The sequence below is a fragment of the Serratia sp. X10 genome, from assembly GCF_017811775.1.
Lineage (GTDB): Bacteria > Pseudomonadota > Gammaproteobacteria > Enterobacterales > Enterobacteriaceae > Serratia > Serratia ureilytica.
The window spans coordinates 646757-662488 of sequence record NZ_JAEIOH010000001.1; the positions used below are offsets into that span (position 1 = coordinate 646757).

Annotated in this window: 16 protein-coding genes; 6 read left to right on the top strand and 10 right to left on the bottom strand. The window is 59.1% G+C overall.

Annotated features, from left to right (window positions below; all coding sequences use genetic code 11):
* Window positions 1–290: 290 nt before the first annotated feature.
* Entirely contained in the window at window positions 291–380 is a 90-nt protein-coding gene (locus J9788_RS03350; RefSeq protein WP_094143265.1) for a YnhF family membrane protein, read from the top strand.
* A gap of 64 nt (window positions 381–444) precedes the next feature.
* Here J9788_RS03350 and sodB read toward each other — a convergent pair whose 3' ends face one another.
* Together sodB and J9788_RS03360 are read right to left on the bottom strand one after the other, a co-directional pair.
* The gene (gene sodB, locus J9788_RS03355; RefSeq protein ID WP_004931333.1) at window positions 445–1023 is read right to left on the bottom strand and encodes a superoxide dismutase [Fe]; all 579 of its coding nucleotides are present in this window, start codon (window positions 1021–1023) and stop codon (window positions 445–447) included.
* A 200-nt stretch (window positions 1024–1223) separates the two neighbouring features.
* Window positions 1224–2042, bottom strand: a complete 819-nt coding sequence (locus tag J9788_RS03360) for a C40 family peptidase (protein ID WP_042784370.1) — start codon at window positions 2040–2042, stop codon at window positions 1224–1226.
* A 416-nt stretch (window positions 2043–2458) separates the two neighbouring features.
* On the opposite strand from J9788_RS03360, the gene J9788_RS03365 reads away from it, so the two are divergent.
* Window positions 2459–2806 carry a Grx4 family monothiol glutaredoxin gene (locus J9788_RS03365; RefSeq protein WP_004931329.1) on the top strand — a complete coding sequence of 116 codons (348 nt, stop codon included), beginning with the start codon at window positions 2459–2461 and terminating at the stop codon, window positions 2804–2806.
* A 68-nt stretch (window positions 2807–2874) separates the two neighbouring features.
* Here J9788_RS03365 and rnt read toward each other — a convergent pair whose 3' ends face one another.
* From rnt to J9788_RS03395, 6 genes are all read right to left on the bottom strand, one after another.
* Window positions 2875–3558 carry a ribonuclease T gene (gene rnt / locus J9788_RS03370; protein WP_016927925.1) on the bottom strand — a complete coding sequence of 228 codons (684 nt, stop codon included), beginning with the start codon at window positions 3556–3558 and terminating at the stop codon, window positions 2875–2877.
* Window positions 3559–3635: 77 nt separating this feature from the next.
* Window positions 3636–4043, bottom strand: coding sequence for a lactoylglutathione lyase (gene gloA / locus J9788_RS03375; protein WP_033652600.1), 408 nt, complete (start codon window positions 4041–4043; stop codon window positions 3636–3638).
* A 333-nt stretch (window positions 4044–4376) separates the two neighbouring features.
* Window positions 4377–5480 carry an alkene reductase gene (locus J9788_RS03380; RefSeq protein WP_033642920.1) on the bottom strand — a complete coding sequence of 368 codons (1104 nt, stop codon included), beginning with the start codon at window positions 5478–5480 and terminating at the stop codon, window positions 4377–4379.
* Between the two features lie 87 nt (window positions 5481–5567).
* Window positions 5568–6188, bottom strand: a complete 621-nt coding sequence (locus tag J9788_RS03385; RefSeq protein WP_046898486.1) for a TetR/AcrR family transcriptional regulator — start codon at window positions 6186–6188, stop codon at window positions 5568–5570.
* A 102-nt stretch (window positions 6189–6290) separates the two neighbouring features.
* Window positions 6291–7928, bottom strand: coding sequence for a phosphoethanolamine transferase EptA (gene eptA, locus J9788_RS03390; RefSeq protein ID WP_046898485.1), 1638 nt, complete (start codon window positions 7926–7928; stop codon window positions 6291–6293).
* 136 nt (window positions 7929–8064) lie between these two features.
* Window positions 8065–8706 carry an NAD(P)-dependent oxidoreductase gene (locus tag J9788_RS03395; RefSeq protein WP_046898484.1) on the bottom strand — a complete coding sequence of 214 codons (642 nt, stop codon included), beginning with the start codon at window positions 8704–8706 and terminating at the stop codon, window positions 8065–8067.
* 138 nt (window positions 8707–8844) lie between these two features.
* Here J9788_RS03395 and J9788_RS03400 point away from each other — a divergent pair, with 138 nt between their 5' ends.
* The 3 genes from J9788_RS03400 (at window position 8845) to J9788_RS03410 (ending at window position 11032) form a co-directional block, all read left to right on the top strand.
* Window positions 8845–9774, top strand: a complete 930-nt coding sequence (locus J9788_RS03400; RefSeq protein WP_200900525.1) for a LysR substrate-binding domain-containing protein — start codon at window positions 8845–8847, stop codon at window positions 9772–9774.
* 21 nt (window positions 9775–9795) lie between these two features.
* On the top strand, window positions 9796–10035 hold the full coding sequence (locus J9788_RS03405; RefSeq protein WP_019455980.1) for a DUF1289 domain-containing protein: 240 nt from the start codon (window positions 9796–9798) through the stop codon (window positions 10033–10035).
* Window positions 10036–10135: 100 nt separating this feature from the next.
* Window positions 10136–11032 carry an aldo/keto reductase family oxidoreductase gene (locus J9788_RS03410; RefSeq protein ID WP_033652596.1) on the top strand — a complete coding sequence of 299 codons (897 nt, stop codon included), beginning with the start codon at window positions 10136–10138 and terminating at the stop codon, window positions 11030–11032.
* A gap of 60 nt (window positions 11033–11092) precedes the next feature.
* On the opposite strand, the gene J9788_RS03415 is transcribed toward J9788_RS03410, so the two are convergent.
* On the bottom strand, window positions 11093–12937 hold the full coding sequence (locus J9788_RS03415; RefSeq protein ID WP_182264557.1) for a polyurethanase: 1845 nt from the start codon (window positions 12935–12937) through the stop codon (window positions 11093–11095).
* A 241-nt stretch (window positions 12938–13178) separates the two neighbouring features.
* Between J9788_RS03415 and sodC the strand changes: the two genes are divergently transcribed.
* Complete coding sequence (sodC, locus tag J9788_RS03420) at window positions 13179–13700, top strand: superoxide dismutase family protein (protein WP_033642927.1); 522 nt, start codon at window positions 13179–13181, stop codon at window positions 13698–13700.
* Here the strand turns inward: sodC and J9788_RS03425 are convergent, their stop codons facing one another.
* On the bottom strand, window positions 13701–15731 hold the full coding sequence (locus J9788_RS03425) for an FUSC family protein (protein WP_182264556.1): 2031 nt from the start codon (window positions 15729–15731) through the stop codon (window positions 13701–13703). It abuts the gene before it with no gap.
* Window position 15732: the final 1 nt, after the last annotated feature.

Here is a 15732-nt window from a genome sequence, read left to right on the forward strand (position 1 = left end):
AGCATGTAAGTGTGATGTTAATCGTTTGCCTACGTAGATCCTTCTCCAGAGAAGCGAAAACTGAGTTTTTAGTGTTGAAGTCGTCAGCGCTTAATCAGGAGGGGCATGAATGCCGGTACGCAGTTGTGAACTGCGAATTTTGTCGCATATTGAACAAAAGTGGAAGAGGTAATCGAGATTATAAACCGGGAAATGATAACAAGATTTTATCGGCGAACTGTGGGAAAATGATTTGACGTACTAATTGTGCGCCTTTTATCCTTAGGAAAGCCCATTTTAAAGGAGTTGTCATGGATACCGATCTGAAGATGTCGCTGTTCACCACCGTTTGCGCATTGGCGATGATCATCGCTTTCAGCTTTGTCGCCGCGTTGAACTGATTTCCCGCCAGTTTTAAAAAAGGCGCAGCCAAGCTGCGCCTCATCACTTAGGCAAGGCCTGCGCTTACGCCAGGTTTTCTGCCGCGAAGGTCCAGTTGACCAACGCCCAGAAGTTTTCCAGGTATTTTGGCCGCGCGTTGCGGTAATCGATGTAATACGCGTGTTCCCACACGTCAACGGTCAGCAGCGGTTTGTCTTCGCCGGTCAGCGGGGTTGCCGCGTTGGAAGTGTTGACGATCGCCAGCGCGCCGTCCGGTTTTTTCACCAGCCAGGTCCAGCCAGCACCGAAGTTTTTCACGGCGGCATCGGTGAACTGCTCTTTGAACGCAGCGAAAGAGCCGAAGGATTTGACGATCGCCGCCGCCAGTTCGCCCTGCGGTTCACCGCCGCCCTGTGGCGACAGGCAGTGCCAGTAGAAGGTGTGGTTCCACACCTGCGCGGCGTTGTTGAACACGCCGCCGTTGGAGGTCTTGATGATCTCTTCGAGCGATTTGCCTTCGAACTCGCTGCCTTTCACCAGGTTGTTCAGGTTAACCACGTAGGTGTTGTGGTGTTTGCCGTAGTGGTATTCCAGGGTCTCGGCGGAGATGTGCGGCTCGAGCGCGTTTTTTTCATACGGTAATGCAGGTAATTCAAACGACATTGCTTCCTCCTTTACAGCGCCATTCAGCTTTTCGTCGGGGCGAACGCCGGATGGGCCGTTTTTTATTGTGGTCATTCAATCTTAACAATTTTCATCATAAAAAACAGGAGGAAAAGCGAGAAATGCGCGTGGGGGAGTGCGATGGGCGATAGCTTGAGCAGGCGGTTGCGGCCGAGGCCACAACCGCGCAGAGCAGCGAATTAACGGATGGTTTTCGGCGTCACTACGCGGCGAGCGCCGATGTAGTGGTTCTGCCAATAGTCGTTGTCGAGCTGGCTGATGCGGATCTCTTCGCCGGTGCGCGGCGACTGGATGAATTTGCCGTTGCCGAGGTAGACGCCGACATGATCCGCCACGCCGCGGTTGTTAATGCGGAAGAACACCAGATCGCCGCTTTCCAGTTCGCTTTTCTTGATCGGCGCCGCGTCGCGCAGGTGATACATTTCGTTGGCGGTGCGCGGCATCTTGATTTTCACCACGTCTTTATAGGCGTAATAGATGAGGCCGCTGCAGTCGAAGCCGGTGCGCGGCGAGCTGCCGCCCCAGCGATAAGGCTTGCCCATCTGATCCATCAGCTTGGCCATCGCGGTCTGCTTGGCGTGCTGGTAACGCTTTTTGTGCGCCGGGCTGAGTTTCAACGGTTTTTCATCACGCGCCAGCTTGGCGGTGGCCATACCGGCTTCGCGGTGGCGGCCATAGCCTTTTTTGTAGCCCTTTTTCGGCGGGGTGACTTTAATTTTGGCGGTTTTCTGCGCTTTGGCCTTGGGTTTGGCGCTGACGATCTTTTTCGCGCTTTTCTCGCTTTTGACCTTGGCGGTCTTGGTTTTTTTCTCGGGGGCCGTCACTTTGGCTTTTTTGGCGGCTTTATCCGCTTTCTTTTTTCTGCGGTCATCGGGCCGCGCTTCATTGGCATGGCTTTTACGCTGCTCGGCGGCAACACGCGCCTGTGGCGCAGCGTGCGCCAAATTGAAGAAGAGCTGCGTAAACAGCAGCGCAAAGAGCGTAAGAATTAAACGCATGTCGACGTCACCAACCTTGGCCCCGAAACGGATATCGAAAGAGTTACAGTATTCCCGAATTTCGCCATATAAAACAGCGAAGAACTCATAAATAATAATCCATATTGTGAGAAAACGTTAATGACATTTTTTTTGGTTTAAAATCAGCCTGTTGATGTATAAAAAAGCGCCAGGCGGCGGTGGCGGATATAATTAAGCCGCGCCGTCATCGCGGCGCAATATATTAGTGAAATGGTCGGATTAAAAATGTTATTCTCAACGTATGTTTTGACCGGAATGACGTGGCCGGTGAAACGCGATCGGCGGCGGGCGAATATCCTTGCAAAAGATGGCGTTTTCTTGCGACTGTTCCAGCCGCTACAATAGCCCGCGTGATGCATGTTGTAGCCATGAAATATGGCTTGAGGAAGCAATAAATGACGACGACACTTGAAAAAATTCAGCACCAGATCGCTGAAAACCCGATTCTGCTGTACATGAAGGGTTCGCCAAAGCTGCCGAGCTGCGGCTTCTCTGCTCAGGCTGTGCAAGCGCTGTCCGCCTGCGGCGAACGTTTCGCCTATGTGGATATTCTGCAAAACCCGGACATCCGCGCCGAGCTGCCAAAATACGCCAACTGGCCGACTTTCCCGCAGCTGTGGGTAGACGGTGAGCTGGTCGGCGGTTGCGATATCATCATCGAAATGTATCAGCGCGGCGAATTGCAGCAGTTGATCAAAGAAACGGCAGAAAAGTATAAAGCACAGGAAGACCAGCAGTCTTAATCGACAGACTTGCGGTTACCGCGTAACGGGCGGCGCCAGTGCAAACTGGGCCGCCTTTTTTATTGGGCCTATTCGGCGAGATCGCCGGCGGGCAGCGGCCAGCCGCCGAGACGCTTCCAGCGGTTAACCAGCTCACAAAACAGCAGGGCGGTTTGTTCGGTGTCGTACAGCGCGGAGTGCGCCTGGCTGCTGTCGAACGGCATGCCGGCGGCGATGCAGGCTTTGGCCAGCACCGTTTGCCCCAGCACCAGGCCGCTCAGCGCAGCGGTGTCGAAGGTGGCGAACGGATGGAACGGATTACGCTTCAAGCCGGCGCGTTCGGCCGCGGCCATCAGGAAGCTGTGATCGAAGTTGGCGTTGTGCGCGACGATAATGGCCCGGTTGCAACCGCGATCCTTGAGCCCTTTGCGCACCGCTTTGAAAATGGCGTGCAGCGCGTCGTATTCGCTGACCGCACCGCGCAGCGGGTTGTGCGGATCGATGCCGTTAAACGCCAGCGCTTCCGGTTGCAGGTTGGCGCCCTCGAAAGGCTCCACGTGGAAGTGCAGGGTTTCGTCGCGCTGCAGCCAGCCGTCTTCATCCATTTTCAGCGTCACGGCGGCGATTTCCAGCAGCGCATCGGTATTGGCGTTGAAGCCGGCGGTTTCAACATCTATTACTACGGGATAAAACCCACGAAAACGACCACTCAGGGCGTTAAGATCACTTTTTTCGGCCATCAGTTTCTTATCTTCATCGAATGCAGCGCGCATTATGGCAAATTTTGCGCCCGGTTGCAGGCGCTATCGCGCGGAGAATCAGCGGGGCGCAGGCGCGCCCCGAGAAAGGCTTAGTGGCCGAGGCCTTGGCCGGCGTGTTTGTTTTCGATCAGCTCGATTTTATAACCGTCCGGATCTTCGACGAAGGCGATGACCGTGGTGCCGCCTTTCACCGGGCCGGCCTCACGGGTGACGTTGCCGCCGGCGCGGCGGATGTTGTCGCAGGTGGCGGCGACGTCGTCCACGCCCAGCGCCAGGTGGCCGAAGGCGGTGCCCATGTCGTAGCTGTCGGTGCCCCAGTTATAGGTCAGTTCGATAACCGCGCCTTCGCTCTCTTCCGTATAGCCGACAAAAGCCAGCGAGTATTTGTACTCCGGGTTTTCGCTGGTGCGCAGCAGGCGCATGCCTAATACCTTGGTGTAGAAGTCGATGGAGCGTTGCAGATCACCGACGCGGATCATGGTATGGAGTAAGCGCATAATTCCTCTGAATTGACTGTGCCGTGGCAGACGGCGGGTGGATTGAAGCACAAGCGAGTATAGCCTTGTCCCGCAAGGGAATTCAACGTGACGAACTGGTGACGATGTCACTTTTTACCCCCTCGCCATGGGTGTTTAAATATTGATCGAGTGTACCGATCGATACGAAGTAATTGATCTGCACAATCAATTATCAATTCCGCCCGTAACCGTGTAGAAATTGACCTGTAGCAGATAACAACACCAGGGAACGTCGGCCCGCCTTGTGCGGGCCTTTTTGCGTGCATAAAAAAACGGCCAGGCGGTTGCGTGGCCGTTTAGGATCAGGACGGGTTACTTCGTCAGAAACGGATAGTCGGTATACCCTTCGGCGCCACCGCCGTAAAAGGTTTCCGGCTTAGGTTCGTTGAGCGGTGCGTGCTGACGGAAACGCTCGACCAAATCCGGATTGGCGATGTAGCTGCGGCCGAAGGCCACCGCGTCGATGAAGCCTTTTTCGATCAACGCTTCGGCTTTTTCAGCGGTGTAGGCGCCGGCGCCGACGATCACTCCTTTAAAGTGGGCGCGCACCGAGTCACGGAAGGCGTCGGAATACGGTTTGCCGCCGGCCCAGTCCGGTTCGGAGATGTGCAGATAGGCGATGTTGCGTTTGTTCAGCTCTTCCACCAGGTACAGCGCCGCTTCTTCCTGATCTTCACCGTTGTCCAGGCCGTTGAACGGCCCCAGCGGCGAGATGCGGATGCCGATGTGCTCGGAGCCCCATTCTGCGATGGCGGCGTCGACCACTTCCAGCGTCAGGCGGGTGCGATTCTCGATGCTGCCGCCGTATTGATCGGTACGTTGGTTAGATGCCGGAGACATGAACTGGTGCAGCAGATAGCCGTGAGCCGCATGCAGCTCGATAAAGTCGAAGCCGGCTTCACGCGCGTTGGCGGTCGCCTGGCGGAAATCGTTGACGATGCCCGGGATCTCGCTGGTTTCCAGCGCGCGCGGCGTAGAGGTCGGTACGCGCACCCAGGCACCGGTTTCGTCACGCACGGTGGTGCGGGTGTCCGCGTTGATCGCCGAAGGGGCGACCGGCGCTTGTCCGCCCGGCTGGAGGCTGGTGTGGGAGATGCGGCCTACGTGCCACAGCTGTACGGCGATGTGGCCGTTTTTGTCGTGTACCGCCTGCGTGATGTGTTTCCACGCGGCGATCTGCTCCGGGGTATGCAGGCCCGGCGCACCGGCGTAGCCTTTCGCCTGGAAGGAAATCTGCGTCGCTTCGGTCACGATCAGACCGGCGCCGGCGCGCTGGGCATAATACTCCGCCATCAGCGGCGTGGGAATGTCGCCCGGTTCGATGCTGCGCAGACGCGTCAGCGGAGCCATAAACACGCGGTTGGGCAGGGTGACTGCGCCAACTTTCAGCGGAGAGAGCAATTTTTCAGTCTTCATAGTGCATCCTGTATTTAATAGACCGGTCGTCTAGTTATGGGCGATAAAAAAACACGAACTGCATTTTCACGAAAAAAGACGGTGGTGTTACGGCTGCGGCGGGCGCAGCAGCAACTCAATGCTTTCCAGTGCGCTGGTCAACGGGGCCAACGAGCGCCGGATCTTGGCGCGCAGCGAGGCGCCAAGCCACAGGGCATACAACGTCTCTGCGGTTGCCGCCGGGCTCATGGCTACCGACAGCGATCCCTCCGCGATGCCGCGCTCAATGGCCGCCTGCAGGTGGCCGATCACCCGGGCGGTCCCGGTTTCCAGCGCATGGCGCATCGGCTCCGACAGGTCGCTCACCTCGGCGGAGAGTTTCACCGCCAGACAGGCGTTATGACATTCGCTGCGGCAGTGGTAACTGATGGCCTGGGCGTAATACCCCAAGAGCTGGTGGCGGGCATCGGTGTGCTCGTCGGCAAACAGCGTTTGCATTTGCGCATCATAGTGCGCGAAATAGCGTTGCAGCATCGCTTCGCCGAAGGCTTCCTTCGAGCGGAAATAGTGGTAGAACGACCCTTTCGGCACGCCCGCCGTGGCCAGCAGTTCGCTCAGCCCCATGCCGGTAAAGCCCAGGCGCAGGCTGAGGGTTTCGCCGGTGGCGAGCAGATGTTCACGTGTATCCACGTTGCAATGCGTTGATTTGGTCATCATGGTGCCGAGCATAATAGACCGATTGGTCTAGGTCAATGGGAATAAAAAAACCGGCGCACAAAACGCCGGTTGGTCTCAAGCATTGTGCCTCAGCGGCACGCGGAAGTTAAGCGCTTACGCCGCGTTGCGGCAGCGTTGCAGAATATCCAACTGGGATTGATATTCACGCGTCTGCACATTCAGCATGCCCAACAGGGTGTGGAACAGATTGTCCTGCGACACGTCGTCCTTTTCCGCCAGCGCGCTCAGGCACTGGCGATCGATGCCGAAATTGCGCTGATAGTCGGCCGACATCCACATCAGGAATGGCACGTGAGTTTGCTGGCTCGGCGCGAACACATAAGGCGTGCCGTGCAGGTACATGCCGTTTTCCCCCAGCGATTCGCCGTGATCGGACAGGTAGACCAGCGCGGTATTGAACCGGTCGTCATACTGCTGCAGCAGCTTGATGGTGGCATCGAGCATCGCGTCGGTATACAGGATCGAGTTGTCGTAGGTGTTCACCAACTGCTCATGGCTGCAATCCTGGATCTGATTACTGTTGCAGGTCGGCGAAAACGTCTGGAACTGCGGCGTGCTGCGGCGGTAATAAGCCGGGCCGTGGCTGCCCATCTGGTGCAACACGATCACGCCGTCGTCTTTCAGGCTATTGATGTAGTCGTTCAGTTTGTACAACAGCACATTGTCCATGCAAACCTCGCCGTCACAGTCCTGCGGCAGTTTCAGTTTGGTCATGTCGATGTGCGGCACCCGATCGCAGGCGCCTTTGCAGCCGCCGTCGTTATCGCGCCACAGCACGTTGACGCCGGCATGCGCCAGCACGTCGAGCATGCCTTCCTGGTGCGTCGCCTGAGTTGCGTCGTACGCTTTGCGCGGCATGTTGGAGAACATGCAGGGGACGGAGATTGCCGTTTCGGTGCCGCAAGAGCTGGCGTTCTTGAAATAGACCACGTTGTCCTGCTTGAGGCGCGGGTTGGTCTCGCGATCGTAGCCCCCGAGAGAAAAGTTTTCGGCGCGGGCGGTTTCGCCCACCACCAGGATCACCAGCGTTTTCTTGGCCTGTCCGGCGATCAGCGGCCCTTTGCGCGCGTCTTCACCGATCTTCACCAGCGGCAGATTGCGCGTGAAGTAGCGCTGCTCGGTAAACTTGATGGTGCCGGCGACGAAGTTGGAAGGCGTTAACATCTTCACCACGCTTTTATTGTTGCGGATCAGCGAAGCGTAGTCTTTGTAGAACAGCGCGGCGATGATCAGGATCACCACCAATGACAGCATGACGTTGGCGGCGCGCAGCCCAACCATGTACCACCAGGGGCGGGTCTGGCGAATATGGGTGAAGCAAACCGCCGCCGCCGGCAGGACGCCGAGCAGCGCCAGCCACAGCCCCATGCGCGGCGTCAGCAACGCCGTCGCTTCGTGGGTGTTGGTTTCAAAGGCGTTTTGCATCATGTTGCCGTCGATCACTACGCCATAGCTGTACATGAAATAGTTGGCTGCGGCGCTGCCGAGCAAGAAAAAGACGATCAGCGGTTTGCGCAGGTAGGGCACGGTCAACACGCTGAAGATAATATTCAGCGCACAGAAGATCACCACCGGCATGCTGGCGGCGAATATCACGCTGTGGACGCTATCGAAGGTGATATACGACCAGGCGCGATGCAGGAATAACGCGTTTTGGAACAGAGTGAAGAACAGGGCGGTGGCGAGGATAAAACCGAGGCTGTTGCACTGTAAGCGTTGACGTAACCACATTGCCAAATCTGGATCCTGAGAGTGGATAATGCCTTGAAATCTACCGGATGAAACTTAAGAAAACCTTAGAAATTCAGAATACTGGCGGCGGCGAACGCGGGAAAACGCCAGGCCGGTGGCCTGGCGGTGAGGGGAATTAGTAGGCGGCGGTGAACTGGGCGCGAATAAACTGAGGTTTTTCAATCTCATCGACGATAGCCACCGCCAGATCTTCCACCGAAATGCTGGCCGGCGCGTCGCCGTTCATCAGCAGCTGCGTGGTGCCGAGGCGGAACTGGCCGGTGCGTTTGCCCGGTTCCAGCAGGGCGGCCGGAGAGAGGTAGGTCCAGTCGAGCGCTGATTCGTTGCGCAGTTTATTGCGCAGATCGCGCACCGCCTGCGCGCCGGGGCGGATATTTTCCGGGAATTGCGGCGTATCCACCAGTTCAACGCCCGGCGCCACTTCCAGGCTGCCTGCGCCGCCCACCACCAACAGGCGCTTGACGCCTGCCTGCTCGACCGCGGTAAGGATCTGCTGGGCGCCGCGCGTAGTCTTCTCATACAGGTTGTCTTCGCCCCAGCCGGGATTGTAGGCGCTGATCACCGCATCCTGACCGTGCAACTGCCCCGCCAGCCAGGCGGTATCGGCGACGTCGCCCAGCGCGACGGTCAGATTGGCGTGGTCCGGCAAATCTTTTTTCTGACGGGCGATCGCCGTTACCTGCATGCCGCGAGCCAGCGCTTCATCCACCACACGGCGGCCAACAAAACCGGTTGCTCCAATAATGGCTACTTTCATCTGTATGCTCCTTCAGGGATGGGTCAGTATCGTAAGGCAGGCCGATGTGCCTGCTGCGTGGGATCTACTCTAGTCCTTAACAATAGCCGTGATTAGTGCCATATTCATGCTTTCTTGATTAAGTAAAACTTCATAATGGTGGATAAACTCAATCGAATGGCGGTGTTCGCCACCGTGGTGGCGGAGGGATCGTTGGCCGGTGCGGCGCGGCGGCTGGGCATGACGCCGTCGGCGGTCAGTCAGCATATGCGCTCGCTGGAGAAGGCGCTCGGGGTGCCGCTGTTGCACCGCTCCACCCGCCGTCTGGCGTTGACCGAGGCGGGGGCGGCGTTTTATCCCGGCTGCGAGGCGATGTTGCAACAGGCGCAGCAGGCGGAGCAGCGGCTGGCGGAACTGCGGGACACGCTGGTGGGCGAGCTGCGCATCGCCACCCCGGTCGGCATCGGCGGCCGCTCGTTGGCGGAGGCGCTGGCGCCGCTGTTGCAGGCGCACCCCAAGCTGACGCTGCGGGTGCTGGCGGACGATCGCATCGTCGACATGATAGAACACCGGGTCGACATTGCGCTGCGCGCCAATCGTCAACTGGCGGACGCCAATATGATCGCTCACCCGCTGACGGCGTGGCCGATGGTGCTGTGCGCCGCGCCGCGTTACCTCAGCCAGCATGGGGTGCCGGAAAAGCCACAGGATTTGGTGCAGCACCGCTGGATTTCCAGCGGCTACAGCGGGGCCCATCTGGATTTGCTGCATCAATCCGGCCAGCAGGTCAAGCTGCGGCTGGCGGAGGGGCAGATCGTCAGCGAGAGCATGAACGTGATGCGCGCCTTTACCCGCGCCGGTCTGGGCATTTCCGTTCAGCCGCTGTATGAAATTGGCGACGAGCTGCAGCGCGGCGAGCTGTTGCTGCTGTTGCCGGAGTGGCGGCCGGCGCCGCTGCGGCTGCACGCGCTGACGCTGGAACGCACTATGCCGGAGAAAAGCCGCCAGGCGCTGCGCTATTTGCGCGACTATTTTCGCCGCAATGGCGAAAAGGGACTTGCCAGCGGCGGCGATGACGTCTTCAATTAGCAGGAGAATGCAGGAGGGCCCGTGGCACAGCAGCTTGAATTTTTCGACATCCCCAGCCCGTGTCGCGGCATTTGCCAGGCCGACGATCGCGGTTTCTGCCGTGGCTGCCTGCGCAGCCGCGAGGAGCGGTTCGGCTGGATGAGCATGAGCGACGCGCAAAAGCGCGAAGTGCTGCGTCTGTGTCGCCAACGTTTCCTGCGCCTGCAGCGCGCCAACAAAGCCCCCGACGAGCCGCTGCCGGAACAGCCTTCGCTGTTTTGACCCTTTCCTGATCTGCCGCACGTTCATGCGCCTTTGCGCTTCCCTGCGCCTCACCGGCTTGTGTATGCTGGCTGACAACTAATGTCATGAGGTTTTCGCAATGGTAGAACGCATTCGTCTCGCGCCGCAGGGGCCTGAATTTTCCCGTATGATTTGCGGTTACTGGCGGTTGATGGAGTGGGGCATGTCGCCGCAGCAGCTGCTGACGTTTATCGAACAGCATGTCGAACTGGGCGTCACCACCGTCGATCACGCAGATATCTATGGTGGTTATGCCTGCGAGCAGGCATTCGGCGACGCACTGCGCCTGAAGCCCGCGTTGCGGCAGTCGCTGGAGCTGGTGAGCAAGTGCGGCATTGCCACCACCGCCAAGCCCGGCAACCCGATCGGCCACTACATCACCGACCGCGATCATATCGTACAGAGCGCGGAACACTCGCTGCGCCATCTGCACACCGACTACCTCGACCTGTTGCTGATCCACCGCCCGGATCCGTTGATGGACGCTGACGACGTGGCCGAAGCCTTTGTCGCGCTGCACAAAAGCGGCAAGGTGCGCCATTTCGGCGTCTCTAACTTTACGCCCGCGCAGTTCCAACTGCTGCAGTCGCGTCTGCCGTTCTCTCTGGTCACCAATCAGGTGGAAATCTCGCCGATTCACCAACCGGCGATCCTGGACGGCACGCTCGATCAGTGCCAGCAGCTGCGCATCAAACCGATGGCCTGGTCCTGCCTGGGCGGCGGCCGCTTGTTCAACGACGCCGAGTTCCAGCCGTTGCGCGACGAGCTGCAGCGGGTGGCGCAAGAGATCGGCGCCGAGACCATTGAACAGGTGGTTTACGCCTGGGTGATGCGCCTGCCGTCTTCGCCGCTGCCGATTATCGGCTCCGGCAAGATCGAGCGGGTGCGTTCGGCGTTGAAGGCGCAGAAACTGGCGCTGAACCGCCAGCAGTGGTTCCGCATTCGCAAGGCGGCGTTGGGGTATGACGTGCCCTGAGACGGGGTAGAAAGAGGAAAGCCGGGCGGCAAAAGCGCCCGGCTTTTTTTACGTCGGTCTTTAGGCCAATACCACCTGATCGGGGTTGAAATGATCGAGCGAGACGCCGATCAGCGTGACCTGGCTGTGGCCGAAGGCCAGCACCAGATCGTCGTTTTGCTGCGTGGCATAGTCGCGGATATTCCCGCTGGCGCCCTCGGTGCCGATAAATACCAGTTTGTCGGTGGCGTTGAAGCCATACAGCTGGTCGCGGCCGAAATCGCCGCTGAACAGGAAGGTATTGCCGTTGCCGACCCCCTTCAGGATGTCATCGCCGCTGCCGCCGACGAAGGTCAGGTTGCCGCCGGCATGGCCGATCAGCGTATCGTTGCCGGCGTTGCCGAACAGCCAGGCGTCGTGGCTGCGAGCCTGCAGGACGTCATCGCCGTCGCCGCCGGTGGTGGCGGTTGCATAGGCTTTGAGGCCCGAATCCGATTTCAATCCGGCGGTGGTCACCTGATGATCCACCTCTTTGCTGAAAATCAGCCAGGAGGTTTCTTTGCTGCGCAGGGTACTGATGTCGTCCGCCAGCGTAATGCCGCCCTTGGCGTCGCGCAGGTAAAGCGTATTACCGTCGTAGGCAACCTCGGTGTTTTTCAACGCCTGCTGGGTATCGAAGATATTGTGGCCTTTGCCGCCGGCAATCAGGTTATAGCCGCCGGCGTCGCGGAAGATATCGTCACCGTCGCGCCCCTCGAGATAGTCGTTGCCTTTGCCGCCCTTGATCAAATCATTGCCGTCGCTGCCGATGATAAACGTCGGCCCGCTGTGCGTTTCCGCGTTGCGGTTCAGATCTTCCACCCAGGTACTGCCGCGCGTGACGTTCGACAGGTTGGAGACGATGATGGTCGAGTCTTTGTCGGTCAGCGAATAAAACTCGGAGTTCAGCACCCGCATCAGACCATCCTGATAGAAGAACGGCAGGTGGGATAGCCAGGTCGGAATGTTGAGAATGGAGAACGGCAACAGATTCCAGGCGTCCGACGCGTAGTGGTCGTTGAAGTTGACGATATTGTTGGTGGCGGAGGTATGCGGCGCATCGTGAACGCCCAATGACGGCAGGGTCAGCGAGGTGCCGTCGAGCGCGCGAAACACCGGATCGTTCTCATAGCCGATGTTGATCACCTTGCCGCCGGTTTCGTACTGGGTCGGCGAGGCGAAGGCGACATAGTTGGACTGCGCGTAGAAGCCGCCCCAGTTGGCGTCGCTCTGCGCCGCCATGCTGTTGACCGCCAGCCCGCCGAGGCTGTGGCCGCTGATCACCACGTCTTCGCCGCTCAGCCCGTGGGCCTGCGCGAATTTCGCCACGTCCCCCAGCAAATTGCCGAAGGCCTTCAGCGTATAGCCGTCGGCATAGCCTTTCGGCCCGAACCCGGCCAACAGATCGTTAATCACATCGCCGATGGTATCGCCGATCAGCGACTCGCGCGGGCCGCTGGTACCGCGAAATGAGATGCCAATGGCGGTGAGATTGCCTTCGCTGTCATATTTGCCCAGCACCTCGGCCTGAGCGGTGGTGTAACCGGCGGTTTCGCCGTAGTAGGTGCCGCGCGCATCGGTTTTGCCGGCGTAACCCAACTGCGCGGCGTCGATCACTGACCAGCCGGCATTGTTCACCGCGTCCTGCGCGGCCTGTTCGGAATCGGGGTTCCAGGGAAGACCGGGCAGGCCGCCCTGCGACTGAGTGCTGCCGATGAGCGCCGTGATCAGCGTCAGCGGCAGACCGAGGCCGAAACCGGTCTGGTGATAGCCTTCATCGAAGCCGTTATCGATATTGTGGTAAGCGTAGGTAGAGATGGCCAAGGCGTCGGAAAACAGCGCCTTTGACGCGTTTTCGTCCAGATCCTTATAGCTAAAGATGCCCATATCAGTTCCTTATGAAGTATGCCGCCTGGCCGGGAAGTGAACTCTCGCGCGTCGGCGGTGGAAACAGGGAAACAACGTTAGCCGAACGACAGCTGGTCAGAGGACCAACATCGGTAGAATTATTATTGGTGCTAAATATTAGGCCCGCGAATCAAATTGGCGAGATTGTGCGTTGGTTAACAGTGCTGGCGCTGGCTCTCCTATACTGATAACTCGATAGAGTCATTAAGGAGACTGATTGATGAAACGTTATTGGTATGCGGCGCTTGGCCTGATGGCCTGCGGGGCCGCTCAGGCGGCGACGGTCGACGTTGAGATGAACTTGGTGACCGGGCAGGGCATCGGTCAGGATATCGGCAAAGTGGCCATCAGCGAAACGCCTTACGGCTTACTGTTCACGCCGAGCCTGAAAGCCTTGCCGGCCGGGGTGCACGGTTTCCATGTGCATGAGAAAGGCAGCTGTGAGCCGGGCATGAAGGACGGTAAGGCGGTGGCGGCGCTGGCGGCCGGCGGGCATTTTGATCCGCAAAAAACCGGGAAACACCTCGGGCCGTATGCCGACGGGCATCTGGGCGATTTGCCGGCCATCTATGTGACCGCCGACGGCATGGCGAACGATCCGGTGTTGGCGCCGCGGCTGAAAAAAATCAGTGAAATTGAGGGCAAGGCACTGATGGTGCACGCCGGCGGCGATAATCACTCGGATCATCCGCTGCCGCTCGGCGGCGGCGGTGAGCGCTTCGCCTGCGGCGTGATCAAGTGATCATCTGCCGCTGACGGCCGCTGTGGCGGCGGGCGGGCCAATGGCCTGTTGCAATTGCTGCAGCGAGCAGTAGAGCCGCCAAATCAGGCCGGCCAGATCGCGCGCCGCCTGTTCCGGGTGGTGCGCCAGGGCGTTGCTCATGCGCAGCAGTTCTTGCAGCGTGGCGTCCAGCGAACTGTGCTGCACGCCTTTCTCCGTCATGATGCCGCGCAGGCAGTGGATACAGACGTTGCGCACCGCCGACAGTGGATCTGAGCGGGTTTGCCAGTCGCGCAGCTGCCAGACGATATGGCTGCAGTTGAGCAGCACTACGCCCCAGCGCAGCAACCAGGTGCGCGCCTCCTGATCCTGACTTTGATTGAGCTGGCTGATGCGATGGTAGATCAGCGATTCAAACTGGCTTTCGCTCTGCTGCGGCTTTTTGCTCAACTGATCGATAAAGTCGCGGCGCAGCGCGCGGATAATACGGCGGCTCTTTCGCTTGTCTGAGCTGGGGCGCAGGATCTGAAACGCCAGCCCGGCCAGCAGCACACCGACAATTTTACCGATGTTGTCATTGATAAAGGACTGGTAGTCATAGCTCGGCGGATTACTGACGGTCAGAAATGAGCCCATGAAGACGATCAGCTGCCCCCAAAGCGCGGCATAAGGCGGATTCTGCAGTTTGAGCATCTGCATGGTCACCAGGATCGGGAACAGGAAGGCGCAGAACACCCAGAAATCATCAATCTGGATCATCAAACCGAATTTCACCACGAAGCAGGCGACCGAGAGCAGCAGCACCGCCTTGAGCAAGGTGCTGACGCTGTTGATTGGCGAAGGCGTGGAGGAGTAGAGCACGCAGCTGATGGCGGTGAGCGTCAGCGCCGCGCTGCCGGCGTCCCACTGCGTGTTGATCCAGTAGGCGCAGCCGATCACGATGCATAAAAAGGTGCGCAGGCCGTTATAGGCGGCTTCGTAGCTGTCGGTATGGCGCGCCAGCGAGGTGACGCGCGGCGGCTGGAGAACGCTGACCGCCGTGGCGCTTTCCAATCGTTGCAGCCAGCGGTTGCAGCGTAGGTAAAGCCAGCAGAAATCACGCAAACGCAGCCAGAAGGCGCGATGGCGGTAGTCCGCTGCATCTTGCGGGGCAATCTGCTGGAGCAGGCGCGCCAAACGGTATTTGTCGGTGGCGGGATCGCGCAATTCATCCAGCAGTTGCGTCAGCACCGGCATCAGATTGGCGGGGCGATCCGGCCAGTTCAGCAGCATGCGGCGCAGGCTGGAAATGACGCTGGTAATGCGCAGCTGCTGGTGCAGCAGATAGTTGAGCAGATTATTTTGCCGCCGCAGGCGGTAGTGGCTCCAAAACGCCTGAATGCGCAGCAGGTTCATGGTCAGGATCTGACCGATAACCCCTTCGTGCGAGGTGCGCATCTGCGCGGTGACCTCCGGTTGCCACAGCATGGCGGCGTGCTCCAGCAGCCGTTGCTGCATGCGCCGCAGCGAAGTCAACAAGGCTTCGCCGTCGGAGGTGCTGGGCAGGATCATCATCATCAACCCGCCGCACAGAATGCCGGTGATCACTTCGCAAACCCGCGCCTGGGCGATATCGAAGATCTGCTGGGTATCGGTGACGTTGACCGTACCGAAGGCGATGATGGCGGCGGTATAGCCCGCCAGCGCGAACGCGTAGGAAACGTTGTTTTGATAATGGTTGGAGATATAGGTGCATAGCCCGATCCAGGCGGCGATGAACAGCGTGAACAGCCAGGGATCGTTCAGGCAGTGGCCGGCGATCGCCACCGAGGCGGCGGCGCCCACCAGGCTGCCGAAGATGCGGCCGATGCTTTTGCTGATCACGCCGCCGATGGTGGGGAAGCTGACCACCGCGGCGGAGGTGAGCGCCCAATAAGGTTCGTCGAGCTCGAGCACGAACGCCACCCACAGCGCCAGACACATCGCCAGCGAGTTGCGCAGCGCATAGCGCCATTGGCCGCCGGTCGCCTTACCCCAAGGGGTACGGCTCCACTCCAGAAAGGGCAGGTTCACA